Annotated in this window: 14 protein-coding genes; 4 read left to right on the top strand and 10 right to left on the bottom strand. The window is 71.1% G+C overall.

From position 1 onward, the window contains the following. Positions 1–225 precede the first annotated feature (225 nt). The 8 genes from QP939_RS21805 to QP939_RS21770 form a co-directional block, all read right to left on the bottom strand. Entirely contained in the window at positions 226–1227 is a 1002-nt protein-coding gene (locus QP939_RS21805; protein ID WP_285458658.1) for a biotin synthase BioB, read from the bottom strand. Then, entirely contained in the window at positions 1136–2452 is a 1317-nt protein-coding gene (locus QP939_RS21800; protein WP_285458657.1) for an alpha/beta hydrolase, read from the bottom strand. The genes QP939_RS21805 and QP939_RS21800 overlap by 92 nt, the downstream gene beginning before the upstream one ends. Beyond that, entirely contained in the window at positions 2446–3249 is an 804-nt protein-coding gene (locus tag QP939_RS21795; RefSeq protein WP_285458656.1) for a hypothetical protein, read from the bottom strand. The genes QP939_RS21800 and QP939_RS21795 overlap by 7 nt, the downstream gene beginning before the upstream one ends. 109 nt (positions 3250–3358) lie before the next feature. Beyond that, positions 3359–4651 (bottom strand): B12-binding domain-containing radical SAM protein, encoded by a 1293-nt coding sequence (locus tag QP939_RS21790; RefSeq protein ID WP_285458655.1) that lies wholly within the window; start codon positions 4649–4651, stop codon positions 3359–3361. Between the two features lie 13 nt (positions 4652–4664). Continuing rightward, the gene (locus tag QP939_RS21785; RefSeq protein ID WP_285459813.1) at positions 4665–5450 is read right to left on the bottom strand and encodes an aspartyl/asparaginyl beta-hydroxylase domain-containing protein; all 786 of its coding nucleotides are present in this window, start codon (positions 5448–5450) and stop codon (positions 4665–4667) included. 128 nt (positions 5451–5578) lie between these two features. Beyond that, the gene (locus QP939_RS21780; protein ID WP_285458653.1) at positions 5579–5905 is read right to left on the bottom strand and encodes an Os1348 family NHLP clan protein; all 327 of its coding nucleotides are present in this window, start codon (positions 5903–5905) and stop codon (positions 5579–5581) included. A gap of 118 nt (positions 5906–6023) precedes the next feature. Beyond that, on the bottom strand, positions 6024–6968 hold the full coding sequence (locus QP939_RS21775; protein WP_285458652.1) for a ParB/RepB/Spo0J family partition protein: 945 nt from the start codon (positions 6966–6968) through the stop codon (positions 6024–6026). Positions 6969–7139: 171 nt separating this feature from the next. After that, positions 7140–7874 carry a GNAT family N-acetyltransferase gene (locus QP939_RS21770; protein ID WP_285458651.1) on the bottom strand — a complete coding sequence of 245 codons (735 nt, stop codon included), beginning with the start codon at positions 7872–7874 and terminating at the stop codon, positions 7140–7142. Positions 7875–7921: 47 nt separating this feature from the next. On the opposite strand from QP939_RS21770, the gene lxmK reads away from it, so the two are divergent. The 4 genes from lxmK (at position 7922) to QP939_RS21750 (ending at position 11353) form a co-directional block, all read left to right on the top strand. Then, positions 7922–8968 (top strand): class V lanthionine synthetase subunit LxmK, encoded by a 1047-nt coding sequence (lxmK, locus tag QP939_RS21765; protein WP_285458650.1) that lies wholly within the window; start codon positions 7922–7924, stop codon positions 8966–8968. Then, positions 8965–9858, top strand: coding sequence for a T3SS effector HopA1 family protein (locus tag QP939_RS21760; RefSeq protein WP_285458649.1), 894 nt, complete (start codon positions 8965–8967; stop codon positions 9856–9858). The genes lxmK and QP939_RS21760 overlap by 4 nt, the downstream gene beginning before the upstream one ends. A gap of 96 nt (positions 9859–9954) precedes the next feature. Continuing rightward, the gene (locus QP939_RS21755; protein ID WP_285458648.1) at positions 9955–10110 is read left to right on the top strand and encodes a hypothetical protein; all 156 of its coding nucleotides are present in this window, start codon (positions 9955–9957) and stop codon (positions 10108–10110) included. Positions 10111–10129: 19 nt separating this feature from the next. Then, the gene (locus QP939_RS21750) at positions 10130–11353 is read left to right on the top strand and encodes an MFS transporter (RefSeq protein ID WP_285458646.1); all 1224 of its coding nucleotides are present in this window, start codon (positions 10130–10132) and stop codon (positions 11351–11353) included. Here the strand turns inward: QP939_RS21750 and QP939_RS21745 are convergent. Together QP939_RS21745 and QP939_RS21740 are read right to left on the bottom strand one after the other, a co-directional pair. Next, positions 11327–14596 carry an AfsR/SARP family transcriptional regulator gene (locus tag QP939_RS21745; RefSeq protein WP_285458645.1) on the bottom strand — a complete coding sequence of 1090 codons (3270 nt, stop codon included), beginning with the start codon at positions 14594–14596 and terminating at the stop codon, positions 11327–11329. The genes QP939_RS21750 and QP939_RS21745 overlap by 27 nt on opposite strands. A gap of 629 nt (positions 14597–15225) precedes the next feature. Beyond that, the gene (locus QP939_RS21740) at positions 15226–16452 is read right to left on the bottom strand and encodes a hypothetical protein (RefSeq protein WP_285458644.1); all 1227 of its coding nucleotides are present in this window, start codon (positions 16450–16452) and stop codon (positions 15226–15228) included. Between the last annotated feature and the right edge of the window lie 11 nt (positions 16453–16463).

The following is a 16463-nucleotide window of genomic DNA, read 5'->3' as shown; positions in this document are numbered from 1 at the left end:
GCACCGGCGCCGGGACCGCGTCCAGCCGCCACGCCGCGACGGCCGCCAGCAGCAGGTCGCGGCCCCGCAAGCCCGCGAGCACGACCGGATCGCCGGGCCGGACACCCGCCCCGGCCAGCCCGCGGCCGACCGCCTCGAGGCGGGATTCGCCCTCCACGAGCGGCACGCCGTCGATCCCCGCACCCTGCGCGAGGAGCAACGCCGCCAGCTCTTGGCGTTCACCGGTCATCGCGACACCACCGGTGCCTCCTCGTCCAGGAACACCGACCCGCGGACACGCAGGTCCGCCGCGCGGACGAGTTCCTCGACGTGCCGCATCTTCACCACGAACCGGTCCTTGCCGTAGATCAGGTAGCGGTGCCGGTCGGAGTCGCCGGTGAAGTTCACCGTCATGACGTTGGCGCCGGCCGCGAGCCCGCGTGACTGCCCGCCCGCGCTGGTCTTCTCGAGTGCGCTCACCGAAGGGATGAGCAGTCCGGGGTAGCTGATCCGCAGGCAGGCCAGCACGTTGAGCGCCAGGTCGACGGAGCCCGGCGCCCCGAGCTGCAGCGGGGTGTCCGGGGCGGGCACGAACGGGCTCACGCTGCACATGTGGACGCCGATCTCGCCCGCCAGCTCGATGTCGTCCACCACGCTCTCGAGGCTCTGCCCGGGAAGGTCGGAGATGAGCCCGGTCCCGACCTTGTAGCCGAGGTCGAGGAGGTCGCGCATGCACCGCAGCCGCTCTTCGAGGCTTTCGTGCCGCAGCTTCCGGTGCAGCGCGGGATCGCTCGTCTCGTGCTTGAGGATGTAGCTGGTCGCCCCGGTCTCGCGCAGCCGCGCGTACTGCGCTTTCCGCATGTTGCCCAGGTTCAGCAGGATCTCGACGCGGTCGTCGAAGAGCTCCCTGATCCGCGGGATGGCTTCTTCGACCGCCGACAGCTCCCGCGGTGTCTCCCCGCCTTGCAGGAGGATGACGTCGATGCCCGCGTCCTTGATCCGCGTGGCTCGGCTCACGATCTCCTCGGCGCTCATGAAGTACCGGTCGTTGCCGCGCGTGTTGTCCCGGCGCATCGGGCAGTAGTCGCAGTTCACGCGGCACACGTTCGTGACCTCGACGACGCCGCGGAGCACGACCGTGGACCCGAAGCACTCTTCACGGGCCTGCCGTGCCCGCGCGAAGATCTCCTCCTGTTCGGTGCCCCTGGCGAGCAGCATCTCGCGGATCTCGGATCGGGTGAGCGGCATCGTCCCTCGTTTCTGTGTCGGGTGGCACCTCGAAGGAGGCCACCTGCTCGGCCGTCGAATCCGGGTCCGCCGTTTCGCGGAACGAGGCGACGGTGGTCTCGAGATCCGGCTCGAACCGGACCGCCGACGTCTCGCCGTTGACGGAAACCCGCAAGGTCTCGCCCGGGGAAACCCACGCGCTGCTCAGGTGCAGCGTCACGCTCGTGGCGTGCTCGACGTCAATGACGACGTGGCCGGGCCCCTTCCGATGGGCCCGGACCTCCGCGGCCGCCCGCGGGCTGATCCCGCTCGCCTGGACCCAGTGCGCCCGGCCGTGGCGGTCCTCGTCCGCCCGGTGCCGGATCGCGACTGGGCAGGTGGCACGCCGTCGCGCCGCCAGCCACTGCGCCAGCCGCCGGTGCAGCGGGGTGCCGGGGCCCATCCCCAGCGTCTCCAGGCCGTGCTGGCCGTCGGCGACCTCGACGTACTCGACGTCGTGGTGGCCCAGTTCGCGAAGCGTGGCCACGGACTGGCGGTCGAACCGCGCCGGGATCTGCTCGTCCTCGCTCCCGTGGACGGCGAACACGGGCAGCGCGCGCAGGTTGGGCAGCAGCGTGCGGCTGCGCCGGTCGGTCCCGAACACCTCCCACATCGACAGGGCGCCGTTCAGCGGAACCGCGCCGGCGAACCGCGGCCAGAACCGCATGCCGAGGTTCCACGTCGCCAAGCCGCCCATCGACACGCCGGCGACGAAGCAGCGATCGGGATCGACGTCCAGGACGGACCGGGCCCAGCGCAACGCGGCCAGCGGCAGGTCTCCGCCGCGGAGGTCCCAGCTCGGCCGGGCGAACCGCTTGCCGAAGGGGCCTGCCAGGTCCAGGCCGTTCGCGGGGCGCGGTGGCACCTGGGCCGTCGGGCAGATCACGGCAGCTCCGACGCGGTCCCCGAGCGCCGTGAAGTGTGGCAGCACCTGGGGACCGGAGCCGCCGGCGCCGTGCAGGACCACCAGGGCTCCGAGGCGTCCGCGCGGCACCCCGGCCGGGACGTGGACCGCCGCCTCACTGGTCCGGCCGTGCTCGTCGACCAGTTCGGCCACGGTCGGCCGTGGCCCTTCGCCGTCGTCTTCGCGCTGGGCCAAGAGCTTCCTCAGCGCCCCGGCGTCGATGTGTTCCCGGCGGAGGACGCGCAAGGTCGATTCGACATCGGTGCCGGAGCACAGCGCCCGGGCTTCGCGGGGACTCAACACGGGACCGGCCTCCTCACCGGGAAATCGCACCGGCCGAGCCGGATCGGCGTCCGGCTCAGCCGCCGGGCCCCGGTCCCCGTCAGCACCAGCGCGGCCGCCAGATCACCGGCGGGCAAGGGGAACTCCACGGCGTCGACGTCCCCTACCTGGTCCCGCACGGCGGAAACCACCCGGTCGAGCAGGCCGACCGTCCATACAGGACACCCGCTCAACACGGCACGCCGTCCGTCGATCACCCAGTGGGCCACGATCCCGCCCGCCCCGTCGGTGCGGAGCAGGTCGCCCACCAGAGGCGCGCCCGGAGCGGCCCCCACGGCCTGCCGGGTGAGCACGCCGGAGTTCCGCGGGGATCCGGCACCGGCACCACGTCCGCCGTCGTCGGCGAACCGGACCTCGAACCGGTGCAGCAGCGAGCCCTCCGCGCGCAACCGCAGCACGCGCGCCAACGCGGCCTCCGGTTTGGACGGTTCGATCCACGCGGCGATCCCGGCGCACCCCGCGTCGCGAGCCAGCTCGCGCAAGGCGAAGGCCAGTCGCAACACGGCGCCAGACCCGCGGACGGACTTCTCGACGAACACCCCCTTCAGCATCAGGTGGCTGCCCCACCGCAGGCTCCGGTGGACACCGCGCAACCGTCCGGCCGGGTCGACCAGACCCACCCAGTGGTAGTCGTCGCCGGCGGCGAGTTCCGCCGCCAGCCGCGCCGCGCTCAAGCCGTCGAACGTGATGAGCTCGTAGATCTCGTCGGTGTCGTCCGGGGTCAGCCGGCGCACCGTGCAACCGTCGTCCGCGTTCACCCCGCGACCTGACCGATCCGCTCGGCGCCGGGGCGCGACCGGGTCAACGCGAGGTACGGGAAGTTCGCGGCCACGGCGTCCGGTGCCTGCGCGTGCAGCGGAACCTTCGTCATCCGGCGGCTCGAGCCCGCGCGGCCATGAGGTTGAGCAGCACGCGAGTGCTCATGAACCGGGTGTCGAGCTCCTCGATGACCCAGGAGAACAAATCCGGGTCGAACGGGTAGAACGTCGGGTCGAGCAGGTCGTCGTCCGCCAGCGAAAGCTGCCGGGCGAGCGCGGTCTCGGGCAGCACCCGGTAGCCCAGGTTCATCACGAGCTCTTCGGTGGCCAGGTTCGCGTTCACGTACCGGGCCGTGGCGCGCACGCTCTCCCGGCTCTCGCCCGGCCCGCCGAACACGATATTCATGCGGATGCCCAGCTCGTGCCGCTGGCACCGCTCGATGAACCGGGTCACGTGCCGCGTGTCGAAGCTCTTGCCGAGTACCTTCATCATTCGGTCGTCCAGGCTGTCCGGGGAGACCACGACGAATTCGACGTCGCTCCGGCGCAGCAGTGCGGCGAACTCGTCGTCGAACGGTTTCGGCGTGAAATAGGCGGACCAGGTGAGCCCGGGGAGGTCCTGGCCGATGATCGTCCGGACGACTTCCTTGGCGTACTTGAGTTCGCTGTTGAAGATGCCGTCGGTGAAGAAGACCCGGCGGATGCCCGACCGGTGGATGGTGTGCAACTCGGCGGCGATGAGGTCGACCGGCTTGAGGTCGCCCTGGTTCTGACCGCTGATGTAGGCGTACGGGCAGTAGACGCAGCCCTGGTAGCAGGTCTTGCGACGCGTTTCGACGCCGATCATGGTGCCTTCGACCTGGCCTTGGCGGTCGACGTAGGCCGACATCAGCGAGCGCGGGTGCGTCAGCACGTTGCCGAGGAAGTCCGGGTAGCGCTTTCCGTCGACGTTGCGGCCGGAGCCGCGGTGCGCGTCCGGGTCCGCGACGATTTCGAGCATCGACTGCTCGCCGGGGCCGACGACGCCGACGTCGAACCCGAGCCGGCGCAGCAGCGCGTCCGCGAAGAGGCTGTAGCCCGGCCCGCCGCCCACCAGCAGCGGCGCGGCCGCGCCGACGGTGTGCCTGATCCGGTCGAGGAACGCCTGGTAGTGCTCGACGTGCCCGTCGCAGGCGAGGTCGAGCGGGTCGATGTTGCGGATCGTGAAACCGATGACGTCCCAGCCTTCGGCCGCCCACGAAAGGTCGTCCAGCGCCGCGGGACTCTCGACGAAGTCGACGAGGCGGGTCTGGTGCCCGGCCCGGTCCAGGGCGTCCTGCACGCAGCGCAAGCCAATCGGGAAGATCGGGTCGTTGCCGGGCATGGGGAGGCTGGCCAGGTTGACCAGCGCGACGCGAGCCATCTGCATCCCCCGCCTACGACCGGGCCATCTCGGCGGACCAGAAACTGCGGGCCAGCAGCTTGCGCCACACGCCCATCATGTGCGCGAGCGCTCGCACCTCCACGTCGGTCAGATCCGGGTGCCACAGGTCGAACAGCAGCACGGCCCGCCCCGACTCGGCGTCGTTCCAGGCTTCGTGCTCGAAGGAATCGTCGAAGACGAAAGCCTTGCCCTGTTCCCACTCCCGGACTTCGCCCCCGACCCGGAGCCGGCACTCGCCGGGGACCACGAGCCCGAGGTGGCACCGCAGGTGCGCGTTGGTGTAGCCCGTGTGCGCCGAAACGTGCGTCCGGGGCTCCATGATCGAGAAGTAGCACATGCCGCCGTCGGCCGCGGTGACGCCGGGAACGGCGCCGAGCGCCCGCGTCGTCGCCGGGCACAGGTCAAGGTTGCGGGAGTAGGCCTTCCCGATGCAGTACAGGTACAGCGCCGTCCACCGGCCCTGATCGGTGAGCTCACTCGGCTGGGAGACCACCCCGCCGCCCCCGAAGCCGCCCGCGGCGAGGAATTCGCGGGTGATGTCGGCGGTCGAGGCTTCCAGCTCCGCGAGCCACGGGAACCGCCCGCTGTCCCACCACGCCGACGCGGTCAGGCCCGGGATGAAGATCTCGGGTTCCTGACCGTCCGGCAGGGCCGGGACCTCGCGCCGTGCGCTGACGTCGACGCCTTCGACGACCCGGGCCACTTCGCGTCGATCGACGCCGTTCCGCTCGATCCACTGCCGGAGGTATTCCGAACTCTTTTCGATCAACGGCTGCATCACGCACCACTCCCCAAAGCCTGCAGTTCGAACACCGACGGGCGGGCTCCCCGTCGGGAAGCCGGAGAGCCCGCCTCGTCGTTTCCATCGGTTGTTCACCCGCCACCGCGGTGGGTGGCCGCCACTCGTCAGGCCACGTCGTACTGGTGCTCGGGCACCAGGTTCGGGTTGCACGACGGCATCACGAGCTTGTGCAGGAAGTCCGAGTCGACGAGGTCGAACAGCGCCTCGCAGGACCGGTCGAAGCGCTCGGGGTCGGTCGCCATGAGGACCTCGACGGCTTCCTTCTCCATGCGCAGGCCAGCGTTGGCGAGGGCTTCACCCGGGTTGTTCGCCAGTGCCGCCGCGAAGTCCTTGTCGTAGGTCAGGCGCCCGACGACCGCGTCCATGATCTGGGCGACCTTGGCGGCCTCCGCGAGCTGCGCCGCGGTGTATTCACGGGTGGAATTGGACATGATTTCTCCCTTTTCCCCTTGCCGAATGATTTCCTGGACAACTCCCGCCCAGGACTTCGACACTGCCAGGAGCGATCACCGTCGTCAACCATTCGAGTGTCGCCCGATTTTCTATTCGTCACGAAGCCGCACCGCGATCGGACCGGCTTTCGAGGCGATCGGCGAAACCGAGCCACGCCGACGCGCATTCCCGGGCCAACTGCACGACCGTTTCCCGCTGGTGCACGGGCACCCCGTGCAGCATTTCCTCCCATTGCTCGTCACCGACCGCGGCACAGCCGATGAACCGGAGCAGAACGCGGCCGGATTCGCTGAACCGCAACGACGGATCGCGGGCGAGGGACGCGACGAACCCGGCGGCCGTGTCCCGCACCGGCGGTGGGGCATCGTCCCGTTTCCGCTGCCGGGGTGTCACCGGCGATTCGCCCCTCGAGAGCCGGGCCCGCACGTCCTTGGCGGTCGACGGCGAGATCCGCACGGCTTTCGCGACCTCGCGCAGCGAGGCCGACGGGTTGGCCGTCATCAGCTCGGCGGCGCGCATGCGTGCCTCGGTGCCGTCGACCGGCCGCACCCGGCCGTCCTTGCCGACCCGGACGTTCGACTGCCTGATCCGTTCGCTCGAACACCTCCGGACCGTCGCGACGGTGCTGGCCGCCAGGCCGGTGACCGCCGAGATCCGGCGGTCCGACCACGTCGGGTGCGAATCGACGATGCGAGCGGCCGCGACCTTGCGGTCGGCGGTCGAGAGCGGCAGGCCATGCGCGTGGTTGAGCTCGACGGCGAGCACGAAGGCGTCCGCGTCCGCACCGGTGAAGAACAGCACGTCGAGGGCTTCTTCGCCGCGCAGCACGGCCGCCCGGAGGCGGTGCATCCCGTCGATGACCTTCATCGTCGACCGGTGGACGACGATCGGCGGCAGTGGCGTGTCCATCGCGGCGAGCGCCTTGACATGGTCGGCGTGCTCGCCGTGCAGGCGCGGGGAATCCGCGGCCACCAGCCGGGCGATCGGGACCTTCTCCGGCACCGCCGACAGTCCGGTTCGTTCGGCGACCTGGCCCTTCACCCTGTGTCCCTCCCTCTGCCCTGGTCAGGGGCCGGGCAGGACAGCCTCCGGTCCCGGCCGCAGCCGGGTCGACCGCGCGGCGGCCGTCCTCCTTCCCCTCGGACACCGCGAGCCTCGCGGACGCCTCAGACGTTTCGCAGACGCCGGATTTCTGCGCAGGTCAGAGGCGTCTCAGGGAATGGCGACGGTCATCGGGCTTTCGAAGACCTCGAAGCCGTGCCGCTCGTAGAGGCGGCGCGCCGGGTTGCCGTCCGTGACGACCAGGCCGACCACGCCGAGACCCACCGCGGCCGCGCGGGCCAGGGTCCAGCGGAGCAGGAGCGTCCCCGCCTGCGGGTACGCCGGGTGCCGGAACAGGTCGGTGATCAGGAATCCGCCCCAGGGCACCTCACCGGGGAACTCGTTGAGCAGCAGCCCGGCCACCACCACGCCGTCGTGGCTGACGACCCCACTGAGCGGCGACAGCGGCCCGAACGACGTTCCGGCGGCCAGTGCCTCGAAGCGATCCCGCACCGCGACGACGTCCTCGTATTCGGGCCGGTAGTCCGGGTGACCGGGCGCGTACGCGGCCCGCCAGGCCGGGATCAGGTCGTCGACCGGCCGATCGAACGGTTCACACCGCAGCGGCGGCGCCGTGGCGTTCTCCCAGGCACCCGGTGGCCGTCGCACGGACAGGTCGAGGGTCATGCGGTGGGTCGCCCGGAGCTCCCGCGCGCCGCGGGCGACCAGTTCTCCGGCGAAGGACCTCGGAGCCGTCGCCGCCCAGCCGGACATTTCGCGAAGGGCGACTTCCGCGGCGCCGTCGCCGAGGACTTCGACCCGGTCGGCCCACGGCCGTCCCGCGTTCTCCCGCCGAAGATAGGAAAGCACCGGAACACCGTCGGCGTCGACACGAATCTCCCGCACCCTTGCTCCCTGCCTCAGCCCCCGATCCGGAGGTTAACATGGTCACGATGGCAGAAATCGGCTCCAGCGACACGAACACCGCGGAACGGGAGATCGTCGATTCGCTGCTGGCGAAACTCGGCCTCGGCGCACTCGGCTCGGTGCGGACATATCGCGGTCGACACCGGAATTGGGCCGGCACCACCGTTTCCGGAACCGAAGTCTTCGTCAAGCGAATCGCACCCGGCTCCCCGGGTGGCGCCCGCACGCTCGGCAGACTGATCGCGCTGGAGTCGTCGGACTGGGCGCCGGTGCCGAGGCCGCGGTGCCTCGGCTGGGACGCGGATACCGGGGTACTGGCCTACGAACTGGTCGCTCCCGTGCGCGACGGACGGCGACTCGCCGACGACGGCGATTTCGACGAGGCGACGGCCGGCAGGCTGGGGCGGCTCGTGGCGAGGCTGCACGACGCGCCCTGCCCACCGTGGCTCGACTCGTCGTGCCCGCCGCTTCCCCCGCTGGAGGAGCTCGAGTCGCTGCCGGTGGAGGTCTACCGCAACGCGTGCGCCGCCGAACTCGAGCTGTGGCGGCTGCTGCAGGGGGACGAGGCGCTGACCGCGGCGATCCGGCCGTTGTGCACCCCGCCGGAGGCCGCGCTCACCCCGGTGCACGGCGACCTCCGGCTCGACCAGTTCGTGATCGGCGGGAGCGAAGTCCGGCTGACCGACTGGGACGAGCTCAGGCGCGGTGACCCGGCGCGGGACGTCGGCGCCTTCGTCGGTGAATGGCTGTTCCGCAGCACGCTGGGCATCGCCGCCGCCGGGGGCACGCCCGGCCACGAGGAGACCGTCGCCCGCGGCGCGGCCCGGTTCGGGCAAGTGCGCCCGCTGATCGCCGCGTTCTGGCGCGCCTACCGGAAAGAGCGCCGGGAGCCGGACGCCGATCTCGTCCGGCGTTCGGCCGCTTTCGCCGGGTGGCACCAGTTCGACCGCCTGCTCGCCGGAGCCGAGAAGCAGTCCCGGCTGCTCCCGGTCGAACGCGCGGCCGCCGGGATCGGCCGGGCCGTGCTGCTGGCTCCCGACCGGTTCGCCACCACCTTGGGACTGGCGGCATGACGCGGCTCTTTCCCGCCGCGAGCGGATCGATCAGGACGGTGCTCGACACTCTGCGCACCGTTGAAGTCGACCACCGGGAGAACCGCGCGGTCGTCGGCGGCCGGCTCCTGCGGGCCGCCGACCCGGCCGCACTGCGAGCCCGGCTGGCGACCGCCCTGTACGACCACCTCCACGCCGGGGAAAGCGAGAGCGAAGCGGAACTCCCCGGTTTCCGCGACCGGCTCGCCGCCGCGGTGCCGCACCGGCTGACCCGCATGCGCGGCCGCGTGCGCTCGGCCGACGTCGTCGAGGTCGACGGTGTCCGGGTCCGCGTACCGGCCGGCGCCGCGGCGGTCGGTGCCCGCACGACGTTCGACATCGACTGCCGCCGCCCGCACCTCGCGCCGGGCTTCTTCCTCGTCGACGGCTCTCCGGGGCACGGCCTGACGTCCGGCGACCACACTCTGCGCCTCTACCTGCACCTCGTCGCGCCTGACACGGCGACGGCCGCGTGGCACGAGGTCCTCGTCCTGCTCGAAGACCTCGGCGTCCCCTACCGGGCCAAGGTCGGCCTCCACCTTCCGCGCCGGGACGCGCTGGTCCTCTACCTGGGCCGCGACGCGTGGCCCGCCGCGCCCGAGATCGTGAAGGGGCTGTCCGGGATCCGAGGCTTGGGCGCGGCGGTGTCGGCCTACGCGCACCGCGTCGCGGACGGCGTGGCGGCGGCGTGGGATCCCGCCGACTCCCGGCCGGGGCACCGCGGCCTCAGCTTCGGGGAGCACCGCTCCCGGGTGATCGCCGACGCGTTGCTGGCGCCGGGAGTGCGAGAAGACGAGCTGGCGCGCTCGTTCGCGGCGGGGAACGTCGACGCGGCGAGGATCTTCCGGAACACCACCTCGCCCAATTTGTGAACTACACCACACTCGTCGATCGCTTGCCACGACGTCCGGCCGCATGCAGGGTGAAGATCGCCAACAGGCAACCGACCTTCTTCGAAAGGTATCCCCATGCACTCCGAAGAACTGTTCGCGGCATACGCCGAATTCACCACGCCGGCCGACCTCGCCGCGCCGTCGGCGGACGCCCACCTCGTCTCGCGCAACACCACGACCCCCGGCTTCCTGTCCTACGCCGAACCCCGTCAGGAGCCGGCGGGCGAGTAGTCGCGGGACGGGAGGAGAGGTGACCACGTTCCGGGAAGTCTTCGCCGATTCCGAATTCCGGGCCATCTTCTGCGGGTTCGGCCTGTCGACGGCGGGCGACTTCCTGGCCAGGGGTGCGGTGACGATCGGCGTGTACGCGTCGAGCCAGTCCCCCGTGCTCGCGGCGGTCACCTACGCCCTGACCTTCCTGCCCGACCTCGCCGGCGGCGCGCTGCTGTCCGGCCTCGCGGACCGGTTCAGCCGCAAGACCGTGATGATCACGGCCGACCTCGTCCGGGCCGGGCTGGTCGCCGTGATGGCGACATCCGGGCTGCCGCTGGCGGTGGTGTGGTTGCTGCTGCTCGCGGTGCGGTTGCTGGATTCGCCGTTCCGCAGCGCGCAAACGGCGACGTTGTCGCTGGTGCTCACCGGCGACCGCTACGTGGTCGGCACGTCGGCCAACACCATGCTGGCCAACCTCGCGGTCGGCGTGGGGTTCGCCGGCGCGGGCGCCGTCGCCCAGCAACTCGGCATGAGCACGGCCCTCTACATCAACGCGGGCACCTTCGCGAGTTCCGCGCTGCTGATCTGGACCGGTGTCCGGTCCCGGCCGGTGACGGGGCCGGGCACCGCGACGACCGGTCGCTGGTGGGGCTCCCTGTCGGCGAGCTCGCGGCTGGTCCGCACCGACCGGCGGCTCCGCACGTTGATGGCGTTCGCCGTCATCCCCGGCATCTGCATGGTCGCGACGGCATTGGCGGCACCCTACGCGGTGGAGTCGGGCAACGGTGAAGCCGCCGCCGGAGCGTTGATGGGCATCGGCTCGGCGGGCATGGTCGTCGGCGTGTGGGCAGTGGCCAGATGGCTGCGGCCGGAAACCCGGATGCGCCTGCTCGGCGTGCTGGCGGCGGCGTCGGCCGCCCCGTTCGTGGTGTGCGCGTGGCAGCCGGGCTTCATCGCCGACGCGGTCATCTGGTTCGTGAACGGCGCCGCGACGTGCTTCTGGGTCCCAGTCACCACCGGTGTGGTGCAGTCCACCCCGGAGGCCATGCGCGGGCAGATGAGCGGGCTGGTTTTCGCCCTGCTGCGGCTCGTCCAGGGGATCGCGATCCTCGGCTACGGGCTCCTCGCCGAGGTCTTCGCGCCTTCGACGGTCATCGCGGCGGCCGGGTCGCTCGGCGTGGTGGTCTCCGTCGTGATCGGGCTCGCCTGGCGGCGCGTGGACGGCCCGGTGCGCTCACCCGCCGCAAGCGTCGGCCAATGACCGGCGCAGCCCGGCGGTGGCGGGCAGCCCGGCCCCGCTGAGGCATTCGAGGGCGAGCCGGCAGTACTTGTCCGCGACGGCCGGGTCCCCGACGGCTCGCCGCGCCAACGCCAGCACTCGCAACGCCCTTGCCTGTTCGAGCTGCGCCCCGAACCGCTGTGCCTCGGCGTAGGACGACTCGGCGAGCACGGCCGCGGTGTGCACGTCGCCGTCGTCGAGTTCCGCCTGTGCCAGCACGATTTTCGCCCGCATGCCCAGGATGTGCAGCCCGGCTTCCGCGCACAGCGCGACCGCTTTCCGGGCGCGGGAAACGGCCGTCGGGATGTTCCCGGTCAGCCGGCTGACCTCGGCGTACCCGGCGAGGGCGGAGATTTCCCCGCGGCGGTACCCGATCTGCTGGCACACGCCCAGTGCCGAGCGGTAAAGCCGGCGGGCTTCATCCAAGTCACCACTGAGCTCGTGCACTCCGGCGAGCGCGGTCAGGGCCTCCGCCTCGTCTTCCCTGGCGGCGCTGCCACGCGCGATCCGCAGGGCCAGCCGGGCGTTCCGCCCAGCCGCCTCCAGATCTCCGACCTCGAGGTGAGCCCGGGCGAGGTGGCCGAGCACATCGGCCTCGAAGTGGCCGACCGAGCCTCGGCGGAGCAGGTCCAAGGACCGGGTGAACTGCTCGACAGCGTCGTGACAGCGACCGCGCAGCAACAGGATCTCGCCGAGAATGCCGCGCGCGTTGCCTTCGGTGGCCCGCTCGCCCGAGCTGTCGCAGAGGGCGATCACCTGCCGCGCGGCGTTTTCGGCTTCGTCGAGCTCCCCGCGCAGCAGTTCGGCATAGCTCAGCCCGAGCCAGCCGAAGCGTTCCAGGAGCCGGTTCGCCGATGCCGCGGCCAAGGCCAGCCCCTCGCGGATCCGCGCCGCGGCGTCGTCGACCCGTCCGACGTCCCGGTCCAGGTTGCCCAGCGCGATCAGCGCGCGGGCTTGCCCCTCCCGGTGGCCCGCCTCCCGGTAGGCAGCGAGCTCTTCCGCGAAGTGGTGTGCGGCGGCCTGGTTGTCCCCGTGGCGGAAGGTGAGCGAGCCCAGGCACGAATGGATCGACGCGATGGCGGGAAGGTCGCCGCGGGCCACGGCCGCGCGCAATGCCGCGGTGAAGGCGCCTATTCCTTCTTCGCGGTAGCGGCCGCTCGCCACCAGGTACGGGCGCACGGCTTCGACCAGGAGCCAGACCAGCCGTTCGTGCGTCCCCTCCGCGGCGCGGACCACGGCTGCCAGTACGTTGAGGCACTCGGTGTCCATCCACGTCGTCGCCTCGCCGGGGTCGGCGAAGAAACCCGGCTCCGGTGGTGCCAGCCCGTCCGGCCACGGGAGCCGCACATACGTCGGGTACAACAGGCTCCCCGCGGACTCCGTGTGCCGCAGGTAGAACTCGAGAAGGCCGGCCACGGCCGAATCCAGAGCCTGCTCGGGGTCGTCCTCCAGGCACCGTTCCGCGGCGAAGACGCGCAGCAGGTCGTGCAGCTGGTGCCTCGAGCCGTTCTTCCGCACGACGAGGTTCGCCACGGTCAGCTGGTCGAGCCGCGCCCGGACGGCGTCGCCGGGCAAGCTCGTCAACGCGGCGACGGCCTCGGTCGAGAAGTCCGGCCCGGCCACGAGCCCGAGCAGCCGGAACACCCGTGCGGTCATCGGGTCCAGCGCCACGTAGGACAGCCGGAACGCAGTTCGGACCGTGGCTTCCTCGTCACCTTCGATCTCCAGTGACGTCAGCCGGTTGCCGCGTCGCAGCTGTTCGACGTACTCGGCCAGCGAACCGCTCGGCCCGCTGACCACGTTCGCCGCGGCGATCCGCAGGGCCAGCGGAAGAAACCCGCAGAGACTCGCCAGTTCCCGCGCGGCGGCCGGTTCGGCCGCGATCCGCTCGGCGCCGATCATGGTGGTCAGCAACGCTCCCGCGTGCTCCTCGGACAGCACGTCGACCGGGAACAGAGCGGCCCCTTGCAGTGCGACCAGCCCCCGCAGGTCGTTCCGGCTGGTGATCACCACGCCGCAGCCCGGCGCACTCGGCAGCAACGGCCGGACCTGGCTCGGGCTGACCGCGTTGTCGAGCACGAACAGGATCTTCCGGCCGCGCAGCAGAGTGCGGTAGAGCGCGACGAGCTCTTCCCGACCGGACGGCAGGCGGGTCGTCGTCGCGCCCAGCGCGATGACGAAACGGGCCAGCACCTCGGTCGGGGTCAACGCCGGAGTCGCGGCGTGCCCGCGCAGATCTACGTACAACCGGCCGTCGGGGAAACGGTTCTGCAGACCGTGGGCAACTTTCACGGCCAACGCCGTCTTCCCGGCACCCGGCAGCCCGGTGACCACCACGACCGGAACTCCCGCCGACGACGTCAAGGCGTGCTCGATGCGGCCGACGAGGTCATCGCGGCCGACGAAGTCCGGCACGTCCGCGGGCAGTTCGTGCGGCACCAGCTCGCCGGGCACCGCCTCCCCGTGGCTCGCGAGAGGCGGCGCCGAAACCGGGTCTCGCGTCAGGATGTGCTCGTAGACCTGCCGAAGTTCGACATCGGGATCGACGCCGAGCTCGGTGGCGAGGGCTTCCTTGATCCGGTTGTACACCGCGAAGGCTTCGGCCTGCTGGCCGGACCGGGACAAGGCCAGCATGAGCTGGGCGTGCAGCTTTTCCCGCAGTGGTGCGGCATCGGCGGCCGCCTGCAGTTCACCGACCAGCTCGCGGTGCCGTCCCAGCCGCAACCCGGCGTCGAACAAGGCCTCTTGCGCGGCGATCCGCTCGCGCTCGAGCCGGGGCGCGTGGACCGTGCGCAGCAAATCCGACGGCGTGTCGGCGAGCGCTCCACCGCGCCAGCAGTTCAGAGCCTCACGCAGGATCTCACTGCGTTCCGCGAGGTCGCCGACCTGCAGGGCGCGGTCGACGGCCTCCCGGAACCGCTGGAGGTCGAGTTCGCCCGGTTCGACCCGCATCCGGTACCCGCCGGTCATCGCGGTGATCCGGTCGGCCTCGCCGATCACCCGGCGCAGGCGTTGCACGTAGGTTTGCAGCGTCGCACGAGCCCCTCGCGGCGGGTCCTGGTCCCACAGCTGGTCGACCAGGTCGTCGGCGGTGACCATGCTGTTGGCGGACAACAGCAACATCGCCAGCAGGATGCGCTGCTTGGTCGCGTTGACCGGGACGACGTTGCCGTCGACGACCACTTCGAGCGGTCCCAGCACGCGAAATCGCACATCGTTCCGCACCGCGCCCCCTCCCTGGCGCCGACAGCTGCGAACGACGATCATACTCCGTTTCGTGGGTGATTTTCCGGCTCGCCCGCCACCGGCCGAAGTGGTTCCGGCAACCGCCGTCCGCCCGATGTGGACGTTCGGCGCCGCGACGTCACGGAGGTGGTGCGAACAACCGAGCGGTGTCACAGGGACGTCCGTCGCGTTCACCCGATCGCGCCCGACGACCCCCGTTTCGAAGGGCGAGAGAGGTGGCGTTGAGCTCCGCCTTGGAGCGTTCGCGCGACGATGCCGCGCTCCTCGTAGTAACGCAGCATCCGCTCGGAGGCCCCTGTCAGCCGCACCATCCGCGCGGTCCGGAACCGGGCCTCCGTGTGCTGCTCACCCGCGGCTGCCATGCCCCCGATCGGATGGCCCACCACGGCGGCACAACTGAGGAATCTCCTCGCACGACGCTCGAGGGGAACGGCCAGCTCGTCCCCCGGGAATGGCTACCGGATTCGGCGGGCTTGTCCAGCTGCTGAAAGGAACTCCACCGTCCACGTGCCAAGTGGTCTCCTCGATGCCGCGGTCGAGCCGGCGAACACGGGTGTCACACGACGTGCGGCAACGACTCACCACAGGGCTGTCCTCCCTCAGCGCGGCTAGCTCCTTCCCTCGATGGCGACGGCAAGCCTCGTCCGGACCTCGCCCGGGTCGAGGTCATCCGCGAACCCGACGACCTCGTCCATCGAGGCGACCTGGATCGAAGGCATCTTCACGCCGGCGAACCTCCACCTGCCGGCGGGGGCGAACTCCGGCGCGATTTCGCCCGTGCGGCCATGGCCGTCCCGGTCCCGCAGGATCGCTTCCCACGCCTCGTCCATCTTGTGCAGGCCGTTCGCCTGCAGCCGGCTCACCGCGGTGCGCAGCGCGTACGTGGCTTCGGTGTGCGCGGTGATCTTCGCGGTCGCCGACTCGATCGCCTGCCGCTCGCGGGCCGCGACTGTTGCCAGCGTCGCTTCGGCCAGTTTCTTGGTCTCCGCGTACGGGTTGTACTGCAGGACCTTCAAGCCGACGCACGTCAGGTTGAAGACCAGGAGCAGCAGTGTGAAGGCCAGCCTGACCGGAGGATCGACATGGCTGAAGTCCCGCGCCCGGATCAGTGCCCAGATGGCGACCGTGATCAGCAGCAACGCCAGGAACACCAGCGGTGGTCGCCAGTCCGGCCACGGCAGGTCGTCCGCGCTCCGGCGTCGATCCGGGTCCTTGCGCTGGTACTGCGTTTTGCGTTCCCACTGGGCGCGAGATCGCGCGAACGCCTGCGCGACTCCGTGACCGCAGAGCAGCAGACCGGCGGCGATGAGCGGGCCGGGCAGCAGCGCCGCGTAGCTCACGGGGTCGGACCACGACCACGGACGATCGATCATCTTCAGGAACATCTTCAGGAAGAAGGCCGTGTCGTAACAGGCAGCGGCGATCGTCGCGGCCCACGTCACCACGCTCACCCATCGTCGCTTGACCAGCCGGCTTTCCGCGCCGTCCCAGCGATGGCGATCCTGAACCGAGTTCACCCGTGCTTGGGCGACCTCGGCTTCGGCCACGACACGCTCGACGTCCCGGACCGCCGTGTGCGCCTCGATCTCGGTCCGGCGGGCCAGCGCGACCGCGTCGGCCAGCTCGCCTGCTCCTCGTTCGATGTCGTCTTCGGCCACGCGGACCGCCGCGGTCAGCAACCGGGCCTCGTCGTTGTTCAGCTGATGCGCTTCGTACGGCGCGCGCTCGCGAGGCTCGGCCGGCGCACCGCACGACACGGATGCCGCGCAGCGGCCGGACTCGTGGAACGGCACGGTGTGCAGGTGCAGCGTCCGCGACGCGCCGTTTTCCGTCATGGGCTCGGGTC

The sequence above is a fragment of the Amycolatopsis nalaikhensis genome (assembly GCF_030264295.1).
In the GTDB taxonomy this organism is placed as follows: Bacteria; Actinomycetota; Actinomycetes; order Mycobacteriales; family Pseudonocardiaceae; genus Amycolatopsis; species Amycolatopsis nalaikhensis.
This window is presented reverse-complemented; position numbering and strand designations above follow the sequence as displayed.